The sequence below is a fragment of the Alcanivorax sp. genome, assembly GCF_040119285.1.
Classification (GTDB): Bacteria; Pseudomonadota; Gammaproteobacteria; order Pseudomonadales; family Alcanivoracaceae; genus Alcanivorax.
Genome location: NZ_JBEDTY010000004.1, coordinates 253,917 through 278,981, shown reverse-complemented (window position 1 = coordinate 278,981; position 25,065 = coordinate 253,917). Strand labels below are relative to the sequence as shown.

The 25,065-nt window shown below is 55.2% G+C and carries 25 protein-coding genes; 12 read left to right on the top strand and 13 right to left on the bottom strand.

The genetic code is table 11. The annotated features are described in order from the left end of the window. Positions 1–80: 80 nt before the first annotated feature. A complete protein-coding gene (locus ABNH10_RS02240) occupies positions 81–530 on the bottom strand; it encodes an OsmC family protein (protein WP_349384562.1) in 450 nt (149 codons plus the stop codon). A 79-nt stretch (positions 531–609) separates the two neighbouring features. Continuing rightward, a complete protein-coding gene (locus ABNH10_RS02235) occupies positions 610–1,467 on the bottom strand; it encodes an esterase/lipase family protein (RefSeq protein WP_349384561.1) in 858 nt (285 codons plus the stop codon). A gap of 199 nt (positions 1,468–1,666) precedes the next feature. Here ABNH10_RS02235 and ABNH10_RS02230 point away from each other — a divergent pair, with 199 nt between their 5' ends. Then, positions 1,667–2,590, top strand: coding sequence for a hydroxymethylglutaryl-CoA lyase (locus ABNH10_RS02230; protein ID WP_349384560.1), 924 nt, complete (start codon positions 1,667–1,669; stop codon positions 2,588–2,590). Between the two features lie 77 nt (positions 2,591–2,667). Here the strand turns inward: ABNH10_RS02230 and ABNH10_RS02225 are convergent, their stop codons facing one another. The 4 genes from ABNH10_RS02225 to ABNH10_RS02210 form a co-directional block, all read right to left on the bottom strand. Further along, complete coding sequence (locus ABNH10_RS02225) at positions 2,668–4,131, bottom strand: sensor domain-containing diguanylate cyclase (RefSeq protein WP_349384559.1); 1,464 nt, start codon at positions 4,129–4,131, stop codon at positions 2,668–2,670. Positions 4,132–4,330: 199 nt separating this feature from the next. Further along, on the bottom strand, positions 4,331–4,879 hold the full coding sequence (locus tag ABNH10_RS02220) for a YggT family protein (protein ID WP_349384558.1): 549 nt from the start codon (positions 4,877–4,879) through the stop codon (positions 4,331–4,333). A 191-nt stretch (positions 4,880–5,070) separates the two neighbouring features. Then, positions 5,071–5,880 (bottom strand): pyrroline-5-carboxylate reductase, encoded by an 810-nt coding sequence (gene proC / locus ABNH10_RS02215; RefSeq protein WP_349384557.1) that lies wholly within the window; start codon positions 5,878–5,880, stop codon positions 5,071–5,073. A 20-nt stretch (positions 5,881–5,900) separates the two neighbouring features. Further along, on the bottom strand, positions 5,901–6,590 hold the full coding sequence (locus ABNH10_RS02210) for a YggS family pyridoxal phosphate-dependent enzyme (protein ID WP_349384556.1): 690 nt from the start codon (positions 6,588–6,590) through the stop codon (positions 5,901–5,903). Between the two features lie 135 nt (positions 6,591–6,725). Here ABNH10_RS02210 and ABNH10_RS02205 point away from each other — a divergent pair, with 135 nt between their 5' ends. Both ABNH10_RS02205 and ABNH10_RS02200 read left to right on the top strand, forming a co-directional pair. Continuing rightward, a complete protein-coding gene (locus ABNH10_RS02205; protein ID WP_349382658.1) occupies positions 6,726–7,760 on the top strand; it encodes a type IV pilus twitching motility protein PilT in 1,035 nt (344 codons plus the stop codon). Positions 7,761–7,826: 66 nt separating this feature from the next. Next, entirely contained in the window at positions 7,827–8,948 is a 1,122-nt protein-coding gene (locus tag ABNH10_RS02200) for a PilT/PilU family type 4a pilus ATPase (RefSeq protein WP_349384555.1), read from the top strand. Positions 8,949–9,143: 195 nt separating this feature from the next. On the opposite strand, the gene ABNH10_RS02195 is transcribed toward ABNH10_RS02200, so the two are convergent. After that, positions 9,144–9,350: a SlyX family protein gene (locus ABNH10_RS02195; protein ID WP_349384554.1), complete on the bottom strand. Its 207-nt coding sequence runs from the start codon at positions 9,348–9,350 to the stop codon at positions 9,144–9,146. A gap of 361 nt (positions 9,351–9,711) precedes the next feature. Between ABNH10_RS02195 and ABNH10_RS02190 the strand changes: the two genes are divergently transcribed. From ABNH10_RS02190 to ABNH10_RS02175, 4 genes are all read left to right on the top strand, one after another. Beyond that, positions 9,712–10,299, top strand: a complete 588-nt coding sequence (locus tag ABNH10_RS02190) for a TMEM165/GDT1 family protein (RefSeq protein WP_349384553.1) — start codon at positions 9,712–9,714, stop codon at positions 10,297–10,299. 141 nt (positions 10,300–10,440) lie between these two features. Next, complete coding sequence (locus ABNH10_RS02185) at positions 10,441–10,980, top strand: YaeQ family protein (protein WP_011589945.1); 540 nt, start codon at positions 10,441–10,443, stop codon at positions 10,978–10,980. A 106-nt stretch (positions 10,981–11,086) separates the two neighbouring features. Then, positions 11,087–11,650 carry an HdeD family acid-resistance protein gene (locus ABNH10_RS02180; protein WP_349384552.1) on the top strand — a complete coding sequence of 188 codons (564 nt, stop codon included), beginning with the start codon at positions 11,087–11,089 and terminating at the stop codon, positions 11,648–11,650. 39 nt (positions 11,651–11,689) lie between these two features. Continuing rightward, positions 11,690–12,874 (top strand): hypothetical protein, encoded by a 1,185-nt coding sequence (locus ABNH10_RS02175; protein WP_349384551.1) that lies wholly within the window; start codon positions 11,690–11,692, stop codon positions 12,872–12,874. An 89-nt stretch (positions 12,875–12,963) separates the two neighbouring features. Here ABNH10_RS02175 and arsH read toward each other — a convergent pair whose 3' ends face one another. From arsH to ABNH10_RS02155, 4 genes are all read right to left on the bottom strand, one after another. Continuing rightward, complete coding sequence (gene arsH / locus ABNH10_RS02170; RefSeq protein WP_349384550.1) at positions 12,964–13,674, bottom strand: arsenical resistance protein ArsH; 711 nt, start codon at positions 13,672–13,674, stop codon at positions 12,964–12,966. A gap of 128 nt (positions 13,675–13,802) precedes the next feature. Further along, positions 13,803–14,822, bottom strand: coding sequence for an ACR3 family arsenite efflux transporter (gene arsB / locus ABNH10_RS02165; RefSeq protein ID WP_349384549.1), 1,020 nt, complete (start codon positions 14,820–14,822; stop codon positions 13,803–13,805). Next, entirely contained in the window at positions 14,822–15,316 is a 495-nt protein-coding gene (locus ABNH10_RS02160) for an arsenate reductase ArsC (protein ID WP_046962223.1), read from the bottom strand. Before ABNH10_RS02160 ends, arsB begins: the two co-directional genes overlap by 1 nt. Before the next feature lie 16 nt (positions 15,317–15,332). Continuing rightward, positions 15,333–15,650 carry a metalloregulator ArsR/SmtB family transcription factor gene (locus ABNH10_RS02155; protein ID WP_349384548.1) on the bottom strand — a complete coding sequence of 106 codons (318 nt, stop codon included), beginning with the start codon at positions 15,648–15,650 and terminating at the stop codon, positions 15,333–15,335. A 405-nt stretch (positions 15,651–16,055) separates the two neighbouring features. Here ABNH10_RS02155 and ABNH10_RS02150 point away from each other — a divergent pair, with 405 nt between their 5' ends. From ABNH10_RS02150 to ABNH10_RS02130, 5 genes are all read left to right on the top strand, one after another. Next, on the top strand, positions 16,056–16,541 hold the full coding sequence (locus ABNH10_RS02150) for a YajQ family cyclic di-GMP-binding protein (RefSeq protein WP_349384547.1): 486 nt from the start codon (positions 16,056–16,058) through the stop codon (positions 16,539–16,541). Positions 16,542–16,597: 56 nt separating this feature from the next. Then, positions 16,598–17,092: a hypothetical protein gene (locus ABNH10_RS02145; protein ID WP_349384546.1), complete on the top strand. Its 495-nt coding sequence runs from the start codon at positions 16,598–16,600 to the stop codon at positions 17,090–17,092. Between the two features lie 118 nt (positions 17,093–17,210). Continuing rightward, positions 17,211–19,310 carry a VIT and vWA domain-containing protein gene (locus ABNH10_RS02140; protein WP_349384545.1) on the top strand — a complete coding sequence of 700 codons (2,100 nt, stop codon included), beginning with the start codon at positions 17,211–17,213 and terminating at the stop codon, positions 19,308–19,310. Between the two features lie 592 nt (positions 19,311–19,902). Then, a complete protein-coding gene (locus ABNH10_RS02135; RefSeq protein ID WP_349384544.1) occupies positions 19,903–21,831 on the top strand; it encodes a hypothetical protein in 1,929 nt (642 codons plus the stop codon). Between the two features lie 258 nt (positions 21,832–22,089). Continuing rightward, the gene (locus ABNH10_RS02130) at positions 22,090–22,563 is read left to right on the top strand and encodes a peroxiredoxin (RefSeq protein WP_349384543.1); all 474 of its coding nucleotides are present in this window, start codon (positions 22,090–22,092) and stop codon (positions 22,561–22,563) included. A 118-nt stretch (positions 22,564–22,681) separates the two neighbouring features. Here ABNH10_RS02130 and ABNH10_RS02125 read toward each other — a convergent pair whose 3' ends face one another. Next, complete coding sequence (locus ABNH10_RS02125) at positions 22,682–23,848, bottom strand: DUF481 domain-containing protein (protein WP_349384542.1); 1,167 nt, start codon at positions 23,846–23,848, stop codon at positions 22,682–22,684. Further along, positions 23,848–24,906 carry a glutaminase A gene (glsA, locus tag ABNH10_RS02120; RefSeq protein WP_349384541.1) on the bottom strand — a complete coding sequence of 353 codons (1,059 nt, stop codon included), beginning with the start codon at positions 24,904–24,906 and terminating at the stop codon, positions 23,848–23,850. The genes ABNH10_RS02125 and glsA overlap by 1 nt, the downstream gene beginning before the upstream one ends. Positions 24,907–25,065: the final 159 nt, after the last annotated feature.

Sequence of the window (25,065 nt, the reverse complement as noted above, 5' to 3'; positions counted from 1 at the left end):
GGTTTAGCTGCCGGCATTGGCACTTCAGATCGCGCTCAGGGGGCGCTCCTACAGAACCTCTCAGATTTTAACTTGGCCAGCTAAACCGGCTCTATGCGTACATCGGCACTCAATGAGTTGGCCACAAAGCAGTTACGATGGGCGCTCTCGTGGAGCTTTTCCAGGGCTGGGCCATCAGGCTCTTGCCCATCAAAAACCACCCGAGGCCGCAGCACGATCCGGGTGATCGCCATGCGCCCTCCCCCGTTCTTGTCCACCGTTCCCAAGGGCTGGTCGATATAACTGAGTACGGTGAGGCCACGCTTCGCGGCGATAGACAGAAAGGTAAGCATGTGGCAGCTGGCGGTGGCAGCAATGACCGCTTCGTCCGGATTGACCCGATTGGCGCAGCCGTAAAATTCCGGAGACCCGGAAGCGGATACCACTTCACCGCCTGCGAAGGTCCATTCGTGATCCCGGTTGAAGTGTTCATAATCAAAGCTGGTACCACGCTGCAGATGCCAAGCCACTGTTGCGCCATATTCACTCATGATCAAATTCCCTCTCTCATTTTTTATATTCACCATGATCCGGGAAGAGAGGAAAGGCAACCATGCTGCAGATCAATATTTACTCCGCCGCCTTGCTTGGGGTCAAAAGACAACGCTCCACTTGATCCATAACCCGGCTACTGTAGAGCAACGCGCAGTGCCCCAGATAAGGAACATGGATATTGTCTTCCGCACCGTGCAACACCGCCGCAGACACCGGCAGCACAAAATTATCCATGTTGGAGAAGATGGAGAAGTACCGCGCGCCACCCGGGCAGGTTGTCTCGGTGGCCAGCTCTCGGATGAAAGGGCTCTGGTAGCGCAGCTGGGCGGCGGCCCCCAATGGCGGAAACAAGCCGGCTACTCGCGTCCCATAATGCGGGCTACCCAAGGTAATCACCCGGTCTACCTTGCCAGCCAGCCCCAAGTTCTTAAGCGCATAGCGGGTTAACGGACCGCCCATGGAGTGGCAAACCAGATGGGCTTTTTCCGCGCCTGTGGTTGCCAGGATACCCTCCACATGATCAACCACCTGCTGGGATAGTTTGCGGGCATTGATATGCGGCGGGGTATAACTCACCGAATACACATTGGACCAGCCGCGCCATTTCAGGCGCCACTGCATAAATAAAAAGTTGGCACTGTTGCCGCCGTAACCATGGACCAGAATCACCGGGGGCTCGCCGTGATGGCGGCTGCGTATCGGAGAAGAATCGTGGATCAGACGCAACGGGTAACTAAGCACCAGCACCGTCAGGGCTGCGGTTTCCTTGGCCATGCCAAGTAGCGTCGGCAATAGCCGTAAAGGGTGTTCGCCGGGCAGCTCAGATTGCTGGGGAAAGCTGCGCCGATCGTAGTACCAGCACAGATAAAATGCCAGCGTCAGAGTTACCGTGCTCATCACTAGCAGCGCCAGCAGAAAAATGATCAGATCCATCTCTTCATTGCTCCGTTGTTATTGTGCCAACGCTAGGGCAGCGTGACCGAAGATACCATGTCGCTAGTATGACTGTCGGACAACGCGTGTCGAAAAGACACGCTCGACTGGCCGTTTGTTCTGCTAGAACCCTCTAAGGTGCACATCCACTGCGCTGATGGCACACTTGCAGCCCTTTTTCGGCACGACGGCATTTACCATGACAGACCAGGCAATCATCAACGAGGTGGGGCTGCGCGACGGCCTACAAAATCAACCGGTAACCGTAGACACCGCCACCAAGGCAAAGCTGGCTCAGTTACTGGTCGATGCGGGCATGCGCTATTTGGAGCCAGTGAGCTTTGTCAGCCCCAAGGCGATCCCACAGATGGCCGACGCCGCCGCGTTAACTCCGCTGCTGCCACAAGGTAACGATCTACATTACACCGCCCTGATACCCAACTTAAAAGGTTATCAGCTGGCCCGCGATGCGGGTTACCCCACCGTGGGGCTGGTGCTATCCACTACCGACTCCTTCAACGAACGCAACCTGCGCATGAGCCTGGAGCAGGCAGCGCAAAGCTGTGAAGCGATTATTGCAGCCGCCAAAGCTGACGGCATCGCCACCCGCACCTATATTTCTGGCGCCTTTGCCTGCCCCTACGACGGCCCGGTGCCAGTAACCCTGCCCCAGAAACTCAGCGAGCGCATGTTTGCTGCCGGTTCCGACGAGGTGGCCATTGCCGATACCATTGGTGCAGGCAACCCACAGCAGATGAAAGACATCATGGCGCCTTTGATACAAGAGTTCGGCGCCGAAAAATTCTATGTCCACCTGCACGACACTCGCGGGCTAGCCGCCGCCATGGCCTGGGCGGCGGCAGACCTAGGGGTAAGGCGGTTTGACGCTTCCCTGGGCGGGCTGGGCGGCTGCCCATTTGCACCCGGCGCTACCGGTAACATGGCCACGGAAGATCTGGTGTACCTGCTGGAAAGCGCCGGACTGAAAACCGGCATTGATGTGCAGGGCCTGCGCGAAGCGGTGGCCCTCGCCGCCGAAGCGACCCAACAACCATTAGGCGGGCGCATTCTGGGATGGATGGAATCCCAGGAGAAGCAGGGCAAAACACCCCGCATAGGGTAAAGGCAAGCGAATCCTGTTGTAGCGTGCTCTAGGCTGTTCTCCCTCTACCTGAGGAGGTGACCTGTGAGCATTAAGCATTAAAGCTGTGCGGTATGAACGCGGTTGCGGCCGGCCTCCTTGGCTGCATAAAGTGCTTGATCCGCCGCGCTTAAAAGCGCTTCTGGGCTCTTCGCTTCATCGGCCTCGCCGCAGAGCTTGAGTGTGGCCACGCCCACACTCAAGCTCACCGACCTATTGAGCGAAGTAATCCCCGCCACAGCACCACGGCAACGCTCTGCCACCCCTTCAGCGTCTTGCGAGTTAGCAGTGGGCAGCAAGGCAACAAACTCTTCGCCACCATAGCGCGCCAACACATCGGTATCACGGATAACCAGGCGTAGCGCCTCCGCTACCGCCTGCAGCGCCACATCTCCTTCTACGTGCCCGTAACTATCGTTATATTGCTTGAAATGATCCACATCCATGAAGATTACCGACAAGGGCTCACCACGACGCTCACAACGGCGGAACTCCTGGCGCAGACCTTCCATCAGCACCAATCGGTTATAGAGCCCGGTGAGAGGGTCGGTACGAGCCATGTTCGCCAGCTCTTGGTTAAGCCGCTCCAGTTCGTCCTGTTTTGCGTGCAGGGCCACTTCCGCCGTCACTTGAGCGGTGATATCTTCGATTTGGGCTAAAAAATAACGGGGCGAACCATCCCCATTACGGACAAGAGAAACAGCCAATAACACCCAGACTATATGCCCATCCTTATGGATATAGCGTTTCTTCATCCAGTAACTATCACGCTTGCCTGTCAGCATCGCTTCCACATGATGCAAGTCGGTTTCCAGATCGTCGACGTGGGTAATCGCCTGGAAATCGCTGCTCAGCAAGGCTTGCTCATCATAACCGACGATGCAGCACAGGGCTTGGTTAACCCGCATCCAGCCGCCTTCCGGCGAAACAATCGCCATGCCGATGGCGGCGTAGCGGAAAGCCCCTTCGAACAGGGCCATGTTCTCTTCCATTTTACTAACGGCCGCTTGCTGTTGCTGATTCAGCCGATCCTTTTCTAGAGTCTGGCTGAGAGACTTGCCCATCAATTCCAGAAACTCCATTTCCTCAATGCTGAAGGCTTCACCGCGCGGTGAGGGATCGCTGAAATTGAGGGTGCCGAAAATCTCGCCTTGCACATACAACGGCACAGCCATATAGGATTCCAGCTGCATCCCCACATACACTGGGTGCGAACGCATCTCTTTCAGTTCGCCCACGTGGTGCAACGCCACCGAGCCTTGCTTGCTCACTACGGTGGAGCAGTAAGTGTCGCCCAGGGGGAAATGGTCACCGGTGCTGATACCACCATCGCCCGGTTGCACCGCTAGCACTTCGTAATCCACGCCTTTAATGCGGCTGACAATGCCAATGGAAAGGCCCAGCAGGCTGCGCCCCGCCTCCAGGTAGGCCGTATAAAGTTCATTGAAGTCTCCGCCAGGCAACAATGAGAGCTGATGCAATTTTCTCAGGCCCGTCAGGCTGAAATCACCCCGGTCTTGCATGTTTTTTCCCCGTGCTTGGTGCTTGTCAGATAACGGCGCTGTTATGGTTCTTACGTTGTAACCAAAGGGACAACACAAGTAAAAACCCTTGCAGCGATTTGCACTATGCCGAACCGTATTTTTTCCTGCCATTTAAACTAAAAAAGGCGCCGTGCGGCGCCTTTTTTAGTTTCCAGCTCCATTCAGAAGCCAGAAGCGTCTAGTGCAACTTGAACAAAATCTGCAACAGCTGGATGCCCAGCAACACAATCAGTGGGCTCAGATCAAATCCCCCCATGGGCGGCAGCATCTTGCGAACCGGGGCCATTATCGGTTCAGTGACCTGAACAATCACCCGCACCACCGGGTTGTATGGGTCTGGCGCCACCCAACTAAGGATAACCCGGATCAGCACCGCCCAGAACACATAGTTCAGGATCAAGCTGGCCAATTCCTGCAGGGTGTAAATCACCAACTGCCCACCGATCCCCGCCGGAAAACCGCCCACTTGGATGCCCAAGATGAGCACCGCCTTGAGCATGATGAGCACGACGACCAACACCAACGCAGCCACATCCAGCCCACCGTAACCGGGAATGATCCGGCGCAGGGGCTTGAGCAACGGGTTGGTGGCCTTGAGCACAAACTGGGAAATCGGGTTATAAAAATCCGCCCGGGCCAGCTGCAGCACGAAGCGGGTCAGTACAATGAAAATGTAAGCGCTGAACGCAAAATCCAGCAGAAAAACCAGGGCACCCTGCGGGTTCATGGATCACTCCGTTGCGATGTCTTGACCGGCCTTCGCCGGAAACTGGAATAGAGTTTGGGGCAAAAGAAGAGAAAATCAAGCGACAAGCTTCCAGCTGCAACACAACAAAAGCCCGCTTTTTCAGGCGGGCCGTACCCGCGCTCAAAACGTATAATCATCCTCGCGCCTTGCTGCTTGGCGTTTGTGCTGCCTTACCCCGCCAGCTCTTCCGATCGCTCACGCGCGGCGGCAACGGCGGCTTGTACCTGTTCGTGAAAACCAGCGTCTTCAAATACGTCCAGGGCTGCGGCGGTGGTGCCACCAGGGCTGGTGACTTGCTGACGCAGTACATCCGGACCCACTTCACTGGTAATCGCCAACTGGGCTGCACCCCAGGCGGTTTGCAGGACCATCTGCCGAGCAGTGCCGGCATCCAGCCCCTGGGCCTTGGCCGCTTCGATCAGCGATTCCATTAACAGAAAAAAGTAGGCCGGACCGGAGCCGGAAACAGCGGTGACCGCATCCAGCTCCTTCTCTTCGTCGAACCAGAAGGCGATCCCCACGCAACCGAGGATTTCTTTGGCCATGGCTTTCTGCTCAACGCTCACGTCATCGGCGGCATACAAGCCGGTGGCTCCCGCTTGTACCAGCGAGGGCGTATTAGGCATGCAGCGCACAATCGGGGTGCTGCCCAGCCAACGACGCAGATTACCCACGGTGACCCCTGCAGCAATAGAGATGACCAGGGGCTGGCGCTCCGCAATCAGGTCACGCAGGTCCGTGCACACCTGCTCCATCATCTGCGGCTTCACCGCCAGCACCAGTACATCGACCCGCCCCGCCACGTCGCGGTTTTCGGTGCTCACATGCACTCGGTGCAGCTGGGCGACTTCGTCTAGGCGGTCTTTGGAGGGATCGCTCATCCAGATACGGGCCGGGCGAATTCCTTTCGCCACCATGCCGCCGGCCAGGCTGGTTGCCATGTTGCCGGCGCCGATAAATCCGATTAGTTGTTGTGCCATAACTGCGCAGTCCTTTGTTATCAGGCCTTGGGCGGGCGCGGGCCGAACAGGGCAGTACCCAGTCGGATCACAGTGGCGCCTTCTTCAATGGCCACCGGATAGTCCGCGCTCATACCCATGGAGAGCGTATCAAGGGCGGGCATTATATTGCGCAATTGTGACAGTGTCATGGCGAGCTGTCGGAACGCAGCGCGGTTGCCATCGTCGTTGTCCGCCCGAGGGATGGCCATTAGCCCCCGCAACCGGATATTGGGCAACGCGTCCACCGCGACAGCCAGCTCGGCCACGTCCGCCAGTGCCACCCCGCTCTTGCTGGCTTCATCGTCCACATTAACCTGAATACACAGATTCAACGGCGCGGATTCTGGCGGCCGCTGTTCGCTGAGGCGGCGCGCCACCTTGAGCCGGTCCACCGAGTGCACCCAATCAAAGTGAGCGGCGATATCACGGGTCTTGTTGGACTGAATCGGCCCGATGAAATGCCAGACCAGGTCCCGCCCCCGCAGCGCGGTAATCTTGTCCAGCGCCTCCTGCAGGTAGTTCTCACCGAAATGTCGCTGCCCTTGGTCTGCCAGTTCGGCCAGTTCGTCTGCTGTGCGGGTCTTACTGACCGCCAGAAGCTGCACACTATGCGGATCACGCCCTGACTGCTCGCAAAGTGCGTTTATTTGCTTACTAATGTGCAGCAGTGGTGATTTGACGTCAGTCATTATTGAACGGCTCAAGAGGTCGGGTTACTTTAAGCATGCGACGATTTTCTGAGGGGCCCGCTGAAGGCCCCGCAACATAATAACAAAGAGCCACCCACGGGGGCTCTTTCCAAGCCATAACAGCAAGTATAAATCATGGATATTACCGAGCTGCTCGCTTTCAGCGCCAAAAACGGCGCCTCTGACCTTCACTTGTCCGCCGGCCTGCCCCCGATGATCCGGGTGGATGGCGACGTGCGCCGCATCAACCTGCCGGCCATGGAGCACAAGGAAGTCCATTCATTGATCTATGACATCATGAATGACAAGCAGCGCAAGGATTTCGAGGAATTCTACGAGACGGACTTCTCCTTCGAGGTGCCCGGCGTAGCCCGCTTCCGGGTAAACGCCTTTAACCACAATCGTGGCGCCGGTGCGGTATTTCGAACCATTCCATCGAAAGTGCTGACCATGGAAGACTTGGGGATGGGCAAGGTTTTCCAGAAGATCTCCGAGATGCCACGGGGCATTGTACTGGTCACCGGGCCCACCGGTTCCGGCAAGTCCACGACCTTGGCCGCCATGGTCGATTACATCAACGATTCCCGTTACGAACATATCCTCACCATTGAGGACCCCATCGAATTCGTACACGAATCCAAAAAATGCCTGGTCAACCAGCGGGAAGTGCACCGCGATACCCTTGGCTTCTCCGAAGCCCTGCGCTCGGCACTGCGGGAAGATCCGGACATCATTTTGGTAGGTGAGCTGCGGGATTTGGAAACCATCCGGCTGGCACTGACCGCGGCTGAAACCGGCCACTTGGTGTTCGGTACCCTGCACACCACCTCTGCGGCCAAGACCATTGACCGGGTAATCGACGTATTCCCCGCCGAAGAAAAATCCATGATTCGCTCGATGCTGTCGGAATCATTGCAGGCGGTGGTGTCGCAAACGCTGATGAAGAAGAACGGCGGCGGCCGAGTAGCGGCCCACGAAATCATGATGGGCACCCCGGCGATCCGTAACCTGATCCGCGAAGACAAGGTAGCCCAGATGTACTCCGCCATCCAGACCGGCGGAGCATTAGGCATGCAGACGCTGGACCAGTGCCTGCAAGGGCTGGTGCAGAAAGGGCTGGTGGCCCGGGATGTGGCTCGCGAAAAAGCCAAGAGCCCGGACTCACTGTAAGCCTTATGCACGGCGAGGGTGTTTCGCAGCAGCGCCCACAAAATCAGCACAGGCAGGCCATTAAGCATGGAATTCGAAGAGCTTCTCAAATTAATGGTACAAAAAGGCGGGTCGGATCTGTTTATTACCGCCGGTGTACCCCCGAGCATGAAGATCAACGGCAAAATCCTGCCGGTGACCAAGAGCGCGCTGACCCCGGATATGACCCGCGATATTGTGTTCGGTGTCATGACCGAGCAGCAGCGCAAAGAATTCGTGGCCAACCACGAGTGCAACTTTGCCATCTCCGCCCGTGGCGTGGGCCGTTTCCGGGTCTCCGCGTTCTACCAGCGCAACCTGGTGGGCATGGTGCTGCGTCGCATCGAAACCAAGATCCCCAATGTGGACGACCTGCGCCTGCCGCCGGTGATCAAGGAACTGGCCATGACCAAGCGTGGCCTGGTGATTTTCGTGGGCGCCACCGGTACCGGTAAATCCACCTCGCTGGCATCCATGATCGGCCACCGCAACAAGAACTCCAAGGGTCACATCATCACCATTGAAGACCCCATCGAATTTATCCACCAGCACCAGGGCTGCATCGTCACCCAGCGTGAAGTGGGCATTGATACCGAATCCTTCGACGTGGCCCTGAAGAACACCCTGCGCCAGGCCCCGGATGTGATTCTGATTGGTGAGATCCGTACCCCAGACACCATGGACAAGGCCATTGCTTTCGCCGAAACCGGGCACCTGTGTCTGGCCACGCTGCACGCCAACAACGCCAACCAGGCGCTGGACCGGATCATTCACTTCTTCCCGGCGGATCGTCACGGCCAGCTGTGGATGGATCTATCCCTGAACCTGAAAGGCATCGTCGCCCAGCAGCTGATCCCCACCCCGGACGGCAAGGGCCGCCGCGCGGCCATCGAAGTGCTGCTGGGCACACCACTGGTACAAGACCATATCCGCAAGGGCGAAGTGCATCAGATCAAGCAGCTGATGAGCAAATCCCGGGAGCAGGGTATGCAGACCTTCGATCAAGCCCTTTACGACCTGTACTCCGCCGGCGAAATCACCTATGAAGACGCCATGCTCCATGCGGACTCGCCCAACGACCTGCGCCTGATGATCAAACTCGGCAACGAAACCGACGCCTCCAGTTTAGACGTGGCCACGCGGGGCCTGAGCATCGAGGATACGGAGTAACAGACGGCTGCAAGTTTCACGCAGCAGCGCCAATAACTTCACCTGTATTGTGCAAACAAAGAGGCCGCGCCCAAGGCATGGGCGCGGCCTCTTTCGTGCTGGCTTCTAGAAGGATGACTTACTTCAAAAATCCTGCGAGCCGGACCGAATAGCCACTGTTTTCTCACCCCTGGCAGCGCGTTGCTCGCCACGGCCTCAGTAATGCGGAGGCGGTGCGTCCTCAACCTGAGTGGCCTCAAACGCCTCAGATAGATCCATCAGCCGGTTGGCCATTTTTCGGCAGGTTTTTTCCAGCGTATCAATCTGCCGTTGCTGGTCACTGACCACTTTGTTCAACGACTCCACCAAGTCCTCTTGGTAGGCCAGCTTGGTTTCAACATCAAGAAAACGTTCTTCACTCATGAGAATCTCTTCCTCATTTGAACTGGAATCTAGGGTAACAACATGCACCAGCGAGAGGCGACGTTCCTGCCTTTGCGCCACGCACACACTCCTCACCGGCAGAGTAGCGAAAGGACAGTTCAGCATCTGCCGCGCCTTGCAGCTAATACCCCATTGTACTGGCCCTTAACCCATATTTCCGCTATGGTTTTCGCCGTCTTGGGGGAGTAGTCGCTCGATCGCTTTCACGCAAAGCCCCTTGGCGGTCATCAACATGATTGCGCCTCATGCGCATGGTGGCTGCGTCCGCATCCTTACGGATTGACGAGACCTGAGACATTGCAGGCATTCCGCAGGGGCGGGATTAGCCGGTGATGTCTCTGTGTCGCATAATCCCGCCCCGCTGGAAATATTCATGGAAGCCCTGTTCAGCGCCTTTGTGCTAGTTGCCCTTGGGGAAATTGGCGACAAGACACAGCTGTTATCTCTGGCCCTGATTCTCAAATTCCGCAAACCGTGGCCTATCCTCGCCGGCGTGGTGGTGGCGACCCTGCTCAACCATGGCGCCTGCGTCTGGTTTGGCGACTGGCTGGCCAGCGCCATCCCCCTGGAGTGGCTGCGCTGGACTCTTGGCCTCAGCTTTATCGGCCTGGGCTTGTGGATGCTAATCCCGGACGACGATGAAGAAGTGGAAGACAACCCTCGCTTCGGCCCTTTCCTTACCGCACTGGTGTTGTTCTTCATTGCTGAAATCGGCGACAAGACCCAGCTGGCCACCATCGCCCTGGCGATACAGTTCAAAGATCAGTTCTGGCCAGTACTAAGCGGCTCCACCTTGGGCATGATCGCCGCCAACCTGCCGGTCATCTGGCTGGCCCACCAATTCGGCAGCCAACAATTCGAAACCTGGGCCCATCGCATCAGCGCAGCGTTGTTCGTGGGTTTCGGGATAGTTGCGCTTCTCGGCTGACGCAACCTCGTATGGGAGGGCTCGTTCGACCGCGCCCACACAAAGCGACTGTTGCGCCCGCCGTACACACTCCAACCTGATACAATCAGCCCCTTTTGCGTGCATGCCTGTTGCGTGCTGCCTGTTTGCGAGTCCTCTGCCATGGCCCTCACCGCCACCATCTACAAAGCTGAACTCACCGTTTCCGATATGGACCGAGATTATTACGCCACCCATAATCTGACAGTAGCCTTGCACCCCTCGGAAACCGAATCACGAATGATGTTGCGGCTACTGGCCTTTGCTCTCAACGCCCATGAAGATCTGGCCTTCTCTCGAGGCCTGTCCAACCCGGAAGAACCAGACCTGTGGCAACGCCATCCCAACGACACCCTTGCCCACTGGATCGAGTTGGGCATGCCCGATGAGAAACGCCTGCGTAAAGCGTGTGGCCTGGCGGAACAGGTTACCCTGTATTGTTATGGCCCACGGGCGCCACAGGTATGGTGGGACAGCATGAAGAACAAGGTGCGTCGCTTCGATAACCTGACCATCATCCACGTGGATGCAGACAGCGAAGCCACACTGGCCACCTGCGCTCAGCGGGCCATGCAGTTACAGGCGATGATTCAGGATGGCCAGGTCTGGTTCGGCACCACGGAACAGAGCGAAGAAATCACGCTTTCGCAATGGTACCCCTGACTCTCATTCTTGTATGCCGCCCCGGCATTTGGTGGTCGCGCCTTCCGCTGTGCTACATTCACTCTCTATACGCACATCAACGCATTGCCGACACGGAGTTCGCCACATGCCCGCCACACCACCGCCACTGCTTGAACATCTTTCCCAACACTGGAAAGGCCTGCTGGTTACCGGCATCGTTTTTATTGTCCTCGGCACTCTAGGTCTTGGCGCTACGGGGTTGTTCACTTTGATCAGCGTGTTCTGGATTGGTGGACTTTTACTGCTGGCCGGCCTGATTCAAATCCTTCAGGCGTTCCGCACCCCCACGCTCTCACGCAGCTTGCCGTTTCTGATGATCGGCTTGCTCTATGCGTTGCTTGGAGGCTATATGATGGCCCGCCCTGCCGTCGCCGCCGGTGGACTGACCCTGATTATCGGCGCCGCCATCGCGCTTATCTCCACTCTGCGGTTCATGATCGCTTGGCATGTTCGCGGTAGTACCCATACCTTTTTGCTAATCATTAGTGCGCTGATTGGCCTAGCCTTAGCGTGGATGATTTTTGCCCAATGGCCGCAATCCGGGCAGTGGGTGATCGGGCTATTTCTCGCCATTGAGTTGATCATGAATGGCTGGATGTTGGTGATGGTGGCCCTGAGTGCCCGCCAATATCAGCACCGGGACTTTTAGCCGCGCCCTCACTCTCTACAACGTATAAAGAATCGCGCCATGAAAAAAAGCATCCTAGGGATTGGTGTATTGGCGCTGGTGGCGTTCACCGTTTGGTGGCTACGGGATGCCCCTCTTGATGACACAGCCCGACAATGGCTGGACACAACCCCCAATGATGACAACCCGGCTTATGCCTACCTGCTCGGGTTTGGTGTGCCCGCTACACAATCACCTGCGCAACAGGGGCATGAGCTGGCGCAGCGACAAAAAGTACATCCGGAGCTGGTGCTTCCCAATGCCTACCCGAAGCTGAACAACACACCTCTGCTCTGCCATCCTATGACGGCTGCCTGCCTACTAGAGCAGCAGGAAAAAAAAGCTCAAGCCAAAGCCTTGATCAGCCGCTATCAATTTCTCATAGATCGCTACCAAACCTTTCTGGATTTCTCTTATTTTTCTGACAACACGCCGCCTCGCCTGAACGCCACCTTTCCCGAGTACAACCTGTTGATTTCCGCTTCACGGCTGCAATCACTGGCTTGGGCCAACAGCGCCGCTCCCGGCCCCGCGCTGCTCACCGAGATTCAGCAGCTGCGCCAATGGCTGGCCCAAGACCACAGTCTGATCAGCAAAATGGTTGCCAATGCCATTCTTGCGGAAAAACTGCAGTTAGTGGCACTTCTCGTGCAGCAGAAGGCTATGCCGACACCGGTGCTGACACCCCTGACTTCGGCAGAAAAAAGTTTCCATTCACCAATGAAAAAAGAATTCACCCTGATGGCACATTTCTTTTTGGAAGAACAATACCGGGAAGGTAACCAGCAGGCGACGTGGACTGAAAAGCTACAATTCAAGGCGGGCCTGAAAAAGCATATCAGCGTAAACCGCATGCTCCCGTTATATCAGCACTATGCAAAACTCGCGGGGCAGCCCGCTGATGTTATTCAAGCAGATAACATTCAGCCGGCCCGCGCTACAACAGGGCAAGCCATACGCAACCCCATTGGTAATGTGCTACTGGAAACCGCCACCCCAGACTTCAAACGATACCTGTTTCGCCTGGTGCATCTAGACGCCCGCCTGGCATTGCTGAATCAGCTTGAAAATACAAAGAAAGACAGCCCCGTGAGTAACCCCTGGACCCCTGGCAAAGATGACACGCTCACCCGCCAAGACCAACAGCTATGCTTCAGGCATGCACCAGACAATGACCGCTATAGCGCCTGCTTACCTCTACTGTAAATAGCGTCACGTAAGCGGTTACTCTTTTGTGCAGAAACAGGTCCGCTGACGATACACTCTCGCCGCAGGGTTATACGCGGCATGCGGCTCTATATACTGCGCTGATTGACTCTCGCCATCAGTTCCTCAGCCGATTCCTTACGCTCGGAATAACGGTCGGTGAGATAGTCATTACGGTCACGGGTCAAATAGGTGAATTTCACCAACTCTTCTATGACATCCACAATACGATCGTAGAAACCGGAGGGTTTCATACGATCATTATCATCAAATTCCAGAAATGCTTTCGGCACAGAAGACTGGTTAGGAATAGTGACCATGCGCATCCAGCGACCCAGCACACGTAGCTGGTTTACCGCATTGAACGACTGGGAGCCACCACTGACTTGCATCACCGCCAGGGTCTTCCCCTGGGTCGGACGTACCGCCCCAAGCGATAAAGGAATCCAATCGATCTGTGCTTTCATAATGCCCGTCATGGCACCGTGCCGTTCCGGAGAGCACCACACCATACCTTCGCACCAAGTCACCATATCGCGCAGTGCCTGCACCTTAGGGTGGCTAGCATCTTCACTGTCGGGCAGAGGCAAACCATCAGCATGGAAAATTTTTGCTTCTGCCCCCATGGCCTCCAGCAATCGAGCGGCTTCCTGAACCACTAGGCGACTAAAGGAACGCTGACGGAGTGATCCATATAGCAACAGGATGCGCGGCTTATGAGTAGACGGCTGGGCCCGGTATACGCTGTCGGTAGTGGGACGCTGAAAGCAGTCGTTATCGAGATTGGGTAGATCGTTCATGGCACGGTAACTTCTTTCGTAATAATTGAGGCTATCTTCGCGACAAGCATCGCTTACCCTCACTGAAGAAGTATCAGTGGGCGCTGACAGATGCTTGATCACTAACGGTTTTGATTTCGCTATTAATGCTATTCGCTGGCTTCTTCAAACCAGTGCGAGGTACGGTTGATAATCGCTACCAGTGACAACATCACAGGCACCTCCACCAGCACCCCGACCACGGTCGCCAAGGCCGCACCAGAATGCAGACCGAACACACTGATAGCCACCGCCACAGCCAACTCGAAGAAGTTGCTGGTACCGATCAGGCAGGCCGGGCCTGCCACGTTATGCTTCAACCTCAGCCGTTTTGCCGCCCAGTAGGCAATGGCAAAAATACCGTAGGTCTGGATCAATAGCGGAATAGCAATGAGCACGATGGCCATGGGCTTGGCAAGAATGGTTTCCGCCTGGAAACCAAATAGCAGCACCACTGTGGCCAGCAGGCCCATCACACTGACGGGCTTGAGCCGATGAACAAAGGCGGCAACCCTCTCCTCGCTCCCCAGCCAATGACGTGTTGCCATTCCCGCCAGTAATGGCATAACCACATAGAGCACCACTGACAGCACCAAGGTATCCCAAGGCACAGTAATATCGCTCACCCCCAGCAACAAACCGGCAATAGGCGCAAAGGCAAATACCATAATGATATCGTTCACCGACACCTGTACCAGGGTGTAATTTGCATCGCCCTTAGTAAGCTGACTCCACACAAACACCATGGCCGTACAGGGCGCCACACCCAACAGGATCATACCGGCGATGTACTCTGTCGCCGTTTGCGGGTCCACCCAACCGGCGAAAAAAACCTTGAAGAATAACCAGCCTAAAGCCGCCATGGTGAACGGCTTTATCAGCCAGTTAACCACCAAAGTCAGTAGTAGCCCGCGGGGGTTGCTGCCGACTTTTTTAATCGCGGTGAAATCAATCTGAATCATCATCGGGTAAACCATTACCCAGATGAATACCGCTACGGCCAAATTCACATGGGCATACTCGAAACCGGCAACCGCTTCAAAGACACCGGGAACGGCTACGCCCAAGCCCACGCCAACAGCAATAGCCAATGCCACCCAGACACTGAGATATCGTTCAAAAAACGGCATTACTGATTATCCATTTCGCGGTGAATTTTTTGCGCTGTTGCGATCAACCCCAACGGGTTCATCGATTCAAAATCCAGCGCGGCCAGTGCTTCTACGCGAGCATGCAGTTCGTTATAGGTAACCTCAAAAGCCCCACGAATCTCGTCGTCAGTTCCCGTTGCATGGGCCGGGTCTTCCAGGCCCCAATGCACTTTCGGGGTATCACCCAACCACACCGGGCAGGACTCACCCGCGGCGGCATCACAGACCGTGATCACCAGATCGATCTTTTCCCCTTCCAGATCATCCATGGACTTGGAGCTGGGAGTGTTCACCGGCACACCGTGGCGGGCGAGCACAGCCAAGGCGTTTTCATTAACCTTACCGGTGGGCATGCTGCCGGCACTCAATCCGTGCAGCTTACCCTTCCCCAGATGATCAGCCAGCGCTTCACCAATGATGGAGCGACAGGAATTACCGGTGCACAAAAACAAGACATTCAGTGGTGTATTCATAACCTTTTCTCGTCATTTAGCCGCAGCACGCGGCACTGGGAAGAGTGATATTCAACGCATCTCGGGCAGGCACTACCAATGCATTAATGACCGCTGTAGCCCACTCCGGCAAAGCCGGGTTCAGCTGGTAATGCATCCAGGTGCCCTGTCGCCGGGCAACCACCAGCTCGCACTGGCGCAACTGGGCAAGATGCCGGGACACGGTAGATTGCGGTGCCTGCATGGCGTCGACCAAATCACACACACAGACCTCTCCTTGACCGTGCAACAGGCAGATCAGGCTGAGGCGAATATCATCGCCGAGGCATTTGCATAGCTGGGAGGGTGTGAGCATGGGTGCGCCATATATTCATATATCCGGAAATACGAATATTATAGAGACAAACGCCACGGAGCAAGCTGTAACGGGCTATTCATTCCAGGATCGCACACCCCTACGTACGTCATGCCACTGCACTACGTTCTTACAATGGTTTCTTAGCACCCTGCTGCACCACCACCGTTGAATGACCCATAAAATGAACCTTGCCGGCGTGACAAAGACAATGATGTCGCCTCCGTCTGTGCAAGCCTGATCCAAACGGATGCTTCATCCATGATAGGCTGCAAACGTACCGATTTACCTGAATGTTAAGCAACCCGTTAACCCCTACGGAGAACGCAAAATTGCCACAAGCATGCCCCTTCCTTTCTCCGCGCGTATACTTACCTGCCCACCATTACCGGGAGACCCGACACCATGCCGTCTTTTGACATTGTTTCCGAGATTGATGAAGTGGCCCTTCGCCATGCCGTTGAGAACGCTAACCGCGAACTTACCACCCGGTTTGATTTCCGTGGCGTAGAAGCCAGCATCGCTCAGAACGGCCTGGCCGTTACCCTGAAAACCGAATCCGATTTTCAAGTACGGCAGCTGGAAGAATTGTTTGCCAAAGCCTGCCTCAAGCAGAACATCAGCGCCGCCGGTGCCGACAAGCCCGAAGAGCTTGAGCACAGCGGCAAGACCTTCTCGCTTACACTGACGTTCCGTCAGGGCATCGAGCAGCCCGTGGCCAAACAGATCGTCAAACAAATTAAGGAAAGCAAGATCAAGGTGCAGGCGTCTATTCAAGGCGACCAAGTAAGAGTGAACGGCAAAAAGCGCGATGACTTGCAGGCCGTGATGACCCTGCTGCGAGAATCGAAAAGCGAAACGCCACTGCAGTTCAATAACTTTAGAGATTAAGCCGCACCGCTTCCTTCCACCCTTAAGCACCAGCAACCGATTACAGGAATAGTTTTATGCCCGCGTCTACTTCAGCCGTACAGCGGCTTAATATGTTTTGGTTCCTGGTGCTCTCGGCACCGCTTTTGATCGGCATCGCCATTGCCGGCCTCGTCTGGTTCGGTAACTACACGGCCTCCATGGAATGGCTGCCGCAAGACACCCTACGTACGGGGGCCATGGGCGCCATGGCACTCATGCTAGTGATTGCCAGGCCGCTGCGTAATGCGCTGCTAGCCCCCTCCACCATTGCCCAGCGATCGATTCAAACCACCACCCCCGCTGACCCTGCCGGAGACACGGCGGTATTCAAGGTTCAAGCCAGCATGTTTATGCTGTTGGCCATTCTCGATGCGGTGTCCATGCTTGTTATCGCTCTTAGCCTAATGCAGGCGGATGCCCTGCTAGCCCTGCTCAACGGTGTTTATACTCTGGTTCTGGCGATTATCGCCCGCCCGGATTTTGCTGCTCTACTAGACGCCACCCGTAACCAACTGACACAAAAGGGATAACCCGCAAAATCAATTCCTATTGAACACCCCAAGACATGGCTTGTTAATGAACACCGTTTAACAAAGCCCTCCGCCACAGGTAAAACAGTGCCCATGATTCATAACAAGGAGAACCATCATGGGTTTCAGGAACGGATACACGCGTTTTGCGGCCGGCCTGGCGTTGCTGTTTGGCTGCCTGCTAACCAACCCAACCCTAGCCGCAGGGCTGATGACCCCAGCGAACAGCTCCCTGCCGCCACTGCAGATTCGCGAGCAACATGTCACCGTGGATGTGGAAGACGGCTATGCCATCACCGAAGTCGAGCAGGTTTTTCACAATCCGAATAACCAGGACCTGGAGGCTTACTACCGCTTTCCTGTTCCCGAAAAAGGCACCGTGGCCGAATTCACCGTGTGGATCGATGGCAAGCCAGTGATCGGTGAAGTACTGGAAAAACAACAGGCCCGCCAAGTCTACGAGCAAGAAAAAGCCGCGGGGCGCGAGGCCGGGCTCACCGAGAAGGACAGCTTCAAGGCCTTCGATGTGAAAGTGCAACCAGTGCGCGCCGGCCAGGATACTCGCGTGCGGTTGGTTTACATGCAACCGGCCTTCGTGGACACCGGCATCGGCCGCTATGTGTATCCGCTGGAAGAAGGCGGTGTAGACGAGAAAAAACTGGCGTTCTGGACCGCCAACGACAAGGTAGAAGAACGCTTCAGCTTTACCCTTAACTTGCGCAGCAGCTATCCGGTGGATGCCCTGCGTCTACCCAAGCACCCCCAGGCGAAGATCCAGCAACTTGGTTCGCAGCAATGGCAAGTGACACTGGATAACCGTAGCGCAAGCACCACCGTTAAAGAGGAAGGAATGAGTGAAAAGGGCGATAACAACAACTTCGCTCCCCCAGCAACCAATGGCCACCCCCCCAGCGCCTTCACCTTGGACCAAGACATCGTTGTTTACTGGCGTCACCAGCAAGAGCTGCCCGGCAGCGTCGATCTAGTGGCTTATAAGGCACCGGGCAAAGACCGCGGCACCTTCATGCTGAGCATTACCCCAGGGGACGACCTGCCCCCGATCACCACCGGTAGCGACTGGGTGTTCGTACTGGATATTTCTGGCTCCATGAATGCCAAACTGGCGACTCTAGGCGACGGCGTCCGCCAGGCCTTGGGAAAACTGCGCGGCAACGACCGCTTCCGTATCGTTCTGTTCGATGACCGAGCCGAAGAACTCACTAGCGGTTTTGTGGATGCCACACCCAATAATATTCGTCAGTACACCCAAAAAATCATGCAGCTCCAGTCCCGTGGTGGCACCAACCTGTTCGGTGGGTTAAGCCTGGCACTGAACCCGCTGGACGCAGACCGGCCCACCGGCATCGTGCTCGTCACCGATGGCGTGGCTAATGTAGGTAAAAACCGACAGAAAGACTTTATCGACCTTCTGGAAGGTCACGACGTTCGGTTATTCACCTTTGTCATGGGTAACAGTGCCAACCGGCCCATGCTCACCGCCATGACCGATGCCAGCAACGGCTTTGCCATCAGCGTCTCCAACAGCGACGACATTGCCGGACAGATTCTCAACGCCACCAGCAAGGTGACCCACCAGGCCATGAATGACGTGGAGATCGATATCGATGGCATTCGCACCGCAGACCTACAACCCCAACGCATTGGCAGCATTTACCATGGCCGCCAAATCGTACTGCTCGGCCACTATTGGGGTGACGGCCCCGCCACAGTCACTCTTCGCGCCGATGTGGCCGGGCAAGAAAAAACCTACAAAACCCGCTTCGATTTCCCCGCCCAAGGCGGCAATAACCCGGAACTCGAGCGCCTGTGGGCTTACGCCACCATCCAGGATATGCAACAGGAAATAGAGTATTTCGGTGAAGAAAAAGATCTCCAGCAGGGGATTACCGATCTGGGGATAGAATATGGACTGGTCACCCACTACACCTCCATGGTGGTGCTTCGTGATGAAGTGTTTAAGGATTACGGCATTGATCGGCGCAACGCCAAACGTCGGGAGCTTGAAAAGCGGGCAAAAGCGCAACGCCAAGCCAGTGCACCTAGCGGTAATCGCGTAGACAACACCCAACCCATGTATAACAGTAATCGCTCGTCTTATAGCGGTGGCAATGGAGGAAGCGGCGGCGCCTTCGGTATGGGCGCATTGCTCCCCTTTTTGATCCTGCTAATCGGTGGAGGGTTACGTCGCCGACACTAGCCCGTTAATGGCTGATGGGTGTGCCGCTCGGCTATGGCTGGGCGGTTTCTTTACATTATGGGGATTCTGAACATGCTTTACGTGCACAGCATAACTTGGGACGTAAACGGTTCAGTCTTCGGCTGTATCTTGAGGCTCCTCCCGTATAAACATGACGCACATTAAAAAAACGACGAAACCTGCAGAGCACAATATCGCGATCGTGCTGAAATACGGTGCGTGACTTATAGTCGACTTCACCCAAGCAAAAGAGCCACCCCAAGCGAAGAACCATAAGCCAAAAAGAGATAAACGCCACGCTTTCGTGCAACATCAGGGCCGCACAAGATTGAGGCTGATCCCACCATCCGCTCCGTCAACGCCCATTGCCCACCCCCTTAGCTCTTCTCTTTTTCTAATTATCTAAGCACTTAATCAACAATCGAAGCGTGCTCAATACCTGTGCATTACAGAACACTGCAATTACAGATACAAAACGACATTTTTAGCCAACACTCGCAACGCAACGAATTTTATACACTCTCTCCAGGGAGTTGGCATTAACAACGCCCTGACGGCTTGTTTCGTATATCCATGTTAGAGGGGGATTCACATGTTACATTTGACCCGATTATTGCTGCTATTGACCTTTATGGCAGCATTAACCGCCTGTGGTGGTGGCAGCGGCGGCGGCAGCTCTACTGATAACACTAGCACCAATCAAGAAACCGGTAATACCGATACTGGCGGTGGCGATACCGGTGGTGGCGATGAGGGCGGTGGTGATGAAGGTGGTGGTGGCGATGAAGGTGGTGGTGGCGATGAAGGCGGTGAAGACGACACCGTGCCACCGGTGACAGAGGAAGAAGAAGCCCAGCTACTTACTTTGCTGGACACCAACAACCATTTCACCGTATCAGTTTGTCCCCAGGCTCTGCTTGGCACTCAATTGGGCGGCGCTATTGATGTGCTGACCTGTGAAAATGAGGCACTGGAAAATATCTCTCTTGGCAATGACAACCTGCTCGGCCTGCTATGCGCCGACACCGTTGCTGCCACCGAATCCAGCTTACTCAGCAGCGCTACCAACCCGGATTTCCTGCAAGGCTGTATTTTGGAAACCGGGGCTTACTTGAAAAGTACTCTGGCAGGATTGTTGGATAACAGCGGCCCTGTCGGCCAACAACTGTGCCCCAACTCCGCTAATCCAGTAGAGTGCATCATCGAAACGGTTAGCACCGTGCCAGACAGCACCCTTATCGGCGTTCTCGGTTATTTGGGCTGCGAGGATTCATTGAATCCGCAATTGTGCTTAAGCCAAGTGGCTGAAAATCTGGCCATGGGTGAGCCACTAATCGGCACCGTGAATAGCTTGTCCACTGCCCTGTGCCCAATATCCACCCGCGCTGATAATTTTCAGCCCAAAGCATGCTTGACCGAAGTGCTAGGCGGCGTTGGCAGCATTCTTAACCTGACCGGTGGTCTTGGCGAATTGTGCCCTGAAGGTGCGGATCCACTAACCTGCCTGCTGGCCGCCGGTGAAAAGCTGGGCCCTGTGGGCGACCTGCTGGGCGGTGGAGCCATCAACCCAGAAATGTTGACGGGCCTGCTGGCCGGCCTTGCTGAGCCAGGCAACCTGAAACTGCTGGAAACCCTCCCCACTTTGCTGGAGCACATTCCGGTTCTGGGCGACCTGCTAGCTGGGCTACTGAACAACGGCGGCGATCTTTTTGCGCCACTGAAAGACCTGCAAACCCTTCCCCAATTGCTAACGCAGCTCCCTATCCTTGGGGATCTACTCAACGGGATTGCTGGTGGCGATAACGGCGGCCTGCCGACAGATGCCTTAGACTTGGAAAGTCTGCTGAACGGTCTTTCTGGCGAGCAATTAACTGTTGTCACCGACATGCTGGCTGAAATCCCTGTATTGGGTAATGTGATCGACCAGCTGCTAGGTGCCGTGGCCTGTGAATCTGGCAGCCCGTTAGATTGCCTGATTCAATCCGCGGGCCAGTTAGGACAGTTCGGTGAGCTGTTAATCGAAGCCCCTCTGCTGGGCGATCTATTGGAGCCACTACTGGCCACCGTGACCGGTGTGGCAAGCGGAGGCGACCTCCTGGCTGGCGTCGACCTACTCAATGAAGTCCCCGTCGTAGGTGATTTGCTTAACCAGATCCTCACGGTGCTGCAAGGTGGTGCCGGAGATAGCCTTCTCACTCCCGATCTGGCCATGCTCATTGAGCAACCCGCCCTGCAAGGCCTGCTCGACAGCCTGCTTGGCGGCCTGGTGGGTGGCTTGGCAGGCGGCGATCCCAGCCAACTGCTTAACGGCATTCTGGACCAGGATGGCAATTTGCTAGACGCAGTGATCGGCTTGGTACAGTCACTACCGCTAGTGGGCGATCTGGTGGGCTCACTGCTGGTAAGCCTGCTCGGTGAGAATGCTGCCGGCTCGCTGCTAGCTCCGCTTAGCGATGTGCTGGCTGACATTCCTGTACTCGGCCCGGTTCTGGGTGGATTACTAGGCGGTCTGCTCGGCTAACACTGTGAAGGGCGGAGGCCTCCGCCCTGTTCATCGCATCCCTGCATGGCATTCGTGCATGCACATGCACCGCTAGTGACGATTTGCGAAAGGGCCCTTATCCGGTATTCCCTTCCCTTTTCGTCACTCGTTTTCCCCTAATGAACCCTGCCTATCGCCCCTATACCCTCTGATTATTCCAATCGGCTCATACAACGCTTTCTTGTTCTCGCCGGTTTGCTACAGTGAGTGTCCATTCTCAAGCCAAGGACGCGAACCATGAGCATTGCAGTTGGCGACAATCTTCCTTCTATCACTCTGAAAACCAACGGCCCTGATGGACCCCAGGACCTCAGCACCGGCGACTTTTTCAAAGGGCGCAAAGTAGTCCTGTTTGCCGTGCCCGGGGCGTTCACCCCTGGCTGTTCCAACACCCATATGCCCGGCTTTGTGGTTAACGCCGATGCTTTGCTGGAGAAAGTCGATGCCATTGCCTGTATGGCCGTGAATGATGCCTTTGTGTTGGATGCTTGGCAGCAAGATCAGAATGCCGAGCGTATTACCATGCTCGCTGACGGCAACGCAGAACTGGCCAAAGCGCTGGGGCTGGAGCTAGATGCGACCGGCGGCTGCATGGGCATTCGCAGCAAACGTTTCGCCCTGATTGCCAACGATGGTGTGGTGGAATATCTGGGCGTGGATGACAAAGGCGTGGACAAGAGCAGTGCAGAGACCGTGCTCAGTCAGCTATAAGCACAATAGAATAGATAGCATGCCGGACCATTCCGGCATGCCGTGTGCTACCAGGGTGCCGTTGAAAACCCCTTGCGCGCTCAGCGTGCAAAGAGTTTTCAGAGGCGCCCTACAGCCATTAGATCTCTAACGCCAACCCCAGAGTCACTGTAAAGTCGTCTTTCTCAGGGGTAATGCCATCACTATCAGGTTGCGGGCTCTCGATACGTTTCCAAGTGCCTGCCAAGCGCACGTCTAGCCGGCTGGTCAGATCCACATCCAGAGCCATATAAAAATCATGCTTGGCCCGCCCCGCTTTGGTTTCAGTTATTGTGATCTGGTAGTCCACCTGAAGATCAATATTGTCAATCACATCCTGATCATAATTAGTGCCTAACAATAATGCCGGTGTCGACACGATACGATCTTCACCTGACCCCACATCCACATACTCAGTGCGCTGATAACCCGGACCCGCCGACACCGCCCAATCAAATTTAGGCGTCTCCACAATTTGATAACCCGCACCAAATCCAACGGTCCATTCCGATTCACGGTTCTGAAAAGGGTCGCGATAATATTCCGCTTGGACTGGCCGCAAGAACCATCTATGACTGATACGATAATCGTGTGTCAAACTAGCCGTATGGTTATTGGCCAGCTTTTCAGATTCCGATTCTGAATAGTTTCCGGTATAACTCATTCGAGTATTATTTTTTACCGTTCGACGCTTCAGCTCAGCCTTGGCATTAAGGTCTTTCTGTTCCACATTCCCGCTGCGAAAATTGGCACCCGCCGAAAGATCCGCAGACCATAAATCGAACTCTCTAGGTGACGCAGAAGCAATGCCAACCACCGCAGCAAAATTCACTGGATGCCCGCCCACTATCAGCTTACCGCGCTCAGTTTTCAGACTCCCCAATATCACTTCGCCGCCGTCAAGCAACACCGACATAACCCGGCCGGTACGAATGTAAGCCACATCATCCCAATCAATAGAAATCAATCCAAAATGGCTACTGTCGATCTCTACGGATTCCTCGTGCAGAACCTGGATGCGGCCTTTCACCCACTCTCCCGTATCCAGTTGTATCCAATCCCATTGCTGAATATCAAACGAAGGCGGCTGCCATATTTCCGGTGGCGTTTCGGCGGTATCAAATGTCTGGGCAGCCAAACCCATAACAGGCCAGTTACCAACAATAAAAGAAGCAGCCATGAGGGCCGCCTTTACTGTCTGGCTTTTAAGGGCACCAGACTGATTCACCAACGAGAACATTTGCTGGTCGTTAACTGCTGTAGTCATTACTTTCCGTAGGGGGTTGCCTCGTAGGGGTTACCGCCCAAAGCCGCAGAGATATCAGCAATGGCTTTCTGGGCTCGCACACTGTTACCTGCTTCGTCTAACAAAGGGGAAATTGCCGCAATGCCAAACTTGCCCGGTGAGACCGCTATGATACCACCCCCTACCCCACTTTTTGCTGGAAGCCCGGTTCTATACAGCCACTTACCCGCATCGTCGTACAGCCCCGCTGTCGCCATTACCGCCAAAATTTCCGGCATATCTTCAGGCTTCACCAGCACTTTACCAGTGATCGGATTGGTGCCTGCATTAGCCAATGTCGCCGCCATGGTGCCCAAGTCTTTGGCGTTCACGCCCACAGAACACTGACGGGTATAAATATCGGTCGCTTGCAGCGGGTCACCATCGATATGACCATAGGCATACATCAGATGAGCAATGGCTTGGTTTCGCTGGTTGGTGGCCGCTTCTGATTTGTAGATGTCTTCCAGTACCGTAAGTTCTCGGCCGGCAAAATCACTGTAATAACCGAGAAGTTTATTCCAGATTTCGTTGTAGCTTTTACCGGAAACCATGCTGGTAGTCGTGATCGCACCAGCATTAACCAGCGGGTTCATTTCATGCCCTTGGTGCTGCTCAATGGCATTGATAGAATTGAAAACCTGTCCCGTTGCGTCCACACCTACCTTCTTGGGCAGCGCGGCAATACCTTTCTCCTCCGTGACCTTAGCCATGGTAAAAACTTTGGAAATAGATTGAATGGATACTTCGGATTTTATATCACCGGCGGTGTAGACTTTCCCATCCACAGTTACCAGCACAATACCGAAAATACTTGAGTCCACCTTGTCCAGCGCCGGAATGTAATTTGCGTTAGCACCTTCTTTCAAATTTTTATACTTTTTATAGGCCGAACTTAAAGCATCGTTAATTTTTTCTTCGCTGATCCTGCTCTCTATTGGCGGTATCTGCTGCGTTTCAGGTTCGGCCAAACAAGTGGAGCTTACCACCGCTAGCATGCCTGTAAAAAAAAGGCTGACGAACCTAGCTGAATGCTGCATTACTTATTTCCCTTCTGATGATTCAACCAAGCCTCTATCCCCCTCTCACGCCTCATCAACCTCAGACCTAATGAGAAGAATGATTTAATCGCTCATACTTTATAGGGTGATACCCATTATTCGCTTTCGATAGAAGCATAATTTTTTTAGAGTGTCACG

Excerpts from the sequence above, each read along its gene's own strand:
- glsA (WP_349384541.1), bottom strand. The coding sequence starts at position 24,906 with ATGCAGCATTCAGCTAGGTTCGTCAGCCTTTTTTTTACAGGCATGCTA.
- ABNH10_RS02200 (WP_349384555.1), top strand. The coding sequence starts at position 7,827 with ATGGAATTCGAAGAGCTTCTCAAATTAATGGTACAAAAAGGCGGGTCG.
- arsH (WP_349384550.1), bottom strand. The coding sequence starts at position 13,674 with ATGAACGATCTACCCAATCTCGATAACGACTGCTTTCAGCGTCCCACT.
- ABNH10_RS02140 (WP_349384545.1), top strand. The coding sequence starts at position 17,211 with ATGGGTTTCAGGAACGGATACACGCGTTTTGCGGCCGGCCTGGCGTTG.
- ABNH10_RS02195 (WP_349384554.1), bottom strand. The coding sequence starts at position 9,350 with ATGAGTGAAGAACGTTTTCTTGATGTTGAAACCAAGCTGGCCTACCAA.
- ABNH10_RS02220 (WP_349384558.1), bottom strand. The coding sequence starts at position 4,879 with ATGAACCCGCAGGGTGCCCTGGTTTTTCTGCTGGATTTTGCGTTCAGC.
- ABNH10_RS02155 (WP_349384548.1), bottom strand. The coding sequence starts at position 15,650 with ATGCTCACACCCTCCCAGCTATGCAAATGCCTCGGCGATGATATTCGC.
- ABNH10_RS02180 (WP_349384552.1), top strand. The coding sequence starts at position 11,087 with ATGCCCGCCACACCACCGCCACTGCTTGAACATCTTTCCCAACACTGG.
- ABNH10_RS02235 (WP_349384561.1), bottom strand. The coding sequence starts at position 1,467 with ATGGATCTGATCATTTTTCTGCTGGCGCTGCTAGTGATGAGCACGGTA.
- ABNH10_RS02150 (WP_349384547.1), top strand. The coding sequence starts at position 16,056 with ATGCCGTCTTTTGACATTGTTTCCGAGATTGATGAAGTGGCCCTTCGC.
- ABNH10_RS02230 (WP_349384560.1), top strand. The coding sequence starts at position 1,667 with ATGACAGACCAGGCAATCATCAACGAGGTGGGGCTGCGCGACGGCCTA.
- ABNH10_RS02130 (WP_349384543.1), top strand. The coding sequence starts at position 22,090 with ATGAGCATTGCAGTTGGCGACAATCTTCCTTCTATCACTCTGAAAACC.
- ABNH10_RS02210 (WP_349384556.1), bottom strand. The coding sequence starts at position 6,590 with ATGACTGACGTCAAATCACCACTGCTGCACATTAGTAAGCAAATAAAC.
- ABNH10_RS02125 (WP_349384542.1), bottom strand. The coding sequence starts at position 23,848 with ATGACTACAGCAGTTAACGACCAGCAAATGTTCTCGTTGGTGAATCAG.
- ABNH10_RS02145 (WP_349384546.1), top strand. The coding sequence starts at position 16,598 with ATGCCCGCGTCTACTTCAGCCGTACAGCGGCTTAATATGTTTTGGTTC.
- ABNH10_RS02225 (WP_349384559.1), bottom strand. The coding sequence starts at position 4,131 with ATGCAAGACCGGGGTGATTTCAGCCTGACGGGCCTGAGAAAATTGCAT.
- proC (WP_349384557.1), bottom strand. The coding sequence starts at position 5,880 with ATGGCACAACAACTAATCGGATTTATCGGCGCCGGCAACATGGCAACC.
- ABNH10_RS02175 (WP_349384551.1), top strand. The coding sequence starts at position 11,690 with ATGAAAAAAAGCATCCTAGGGATTGGTGTATTGGCGCTGGTGGCGTTC.
- ABNH10_RS02205 (WP_349382658.1), top strand. The coding sequence starts at position 6,726 with ATGGATATTACCGAGCTGCTCGCTTTCAGCGCCAAAAACGGCGCCTCT.
- ABNH10_RS02160 (WP_046962223.1), bottom strand. The coding sequence starts at position 15,316 with ATGAATACACCACTGAATGTCTTGTTTTTGTGCACCGGTAATTCCTGT.
- ABNH10_RS02240 (WP_349384562.1), bottom strand. The coding sequence starts at position 530 with ATGAGTGAATATGGCGCAACAGTGGCTTGGCATCTGCAGCGTGGTACC.
- ABNH10_RS02135 (WP_349384544.1), top strand. The coding sequence starts at position 19,903 with ATGTTACATTTGACCCGATTATTGCTGCTATTGACCTTTATGGCAGCA.
- arsB (WP_349384549.1), bottom strand. The coding sequence starts at position 14,822 with ATGCCGTTTTTTGAACGATATCTCAGTGTCTGGGTGGCATTGGCTATT.
- ABNH10_RS02185 (WP_011589945.1), top strand. The coding sequence starts at position 10,441 with ATGGCCCTCACCGCCACCATCTACAAAGCTGAACTCACCGTTTCCGAT.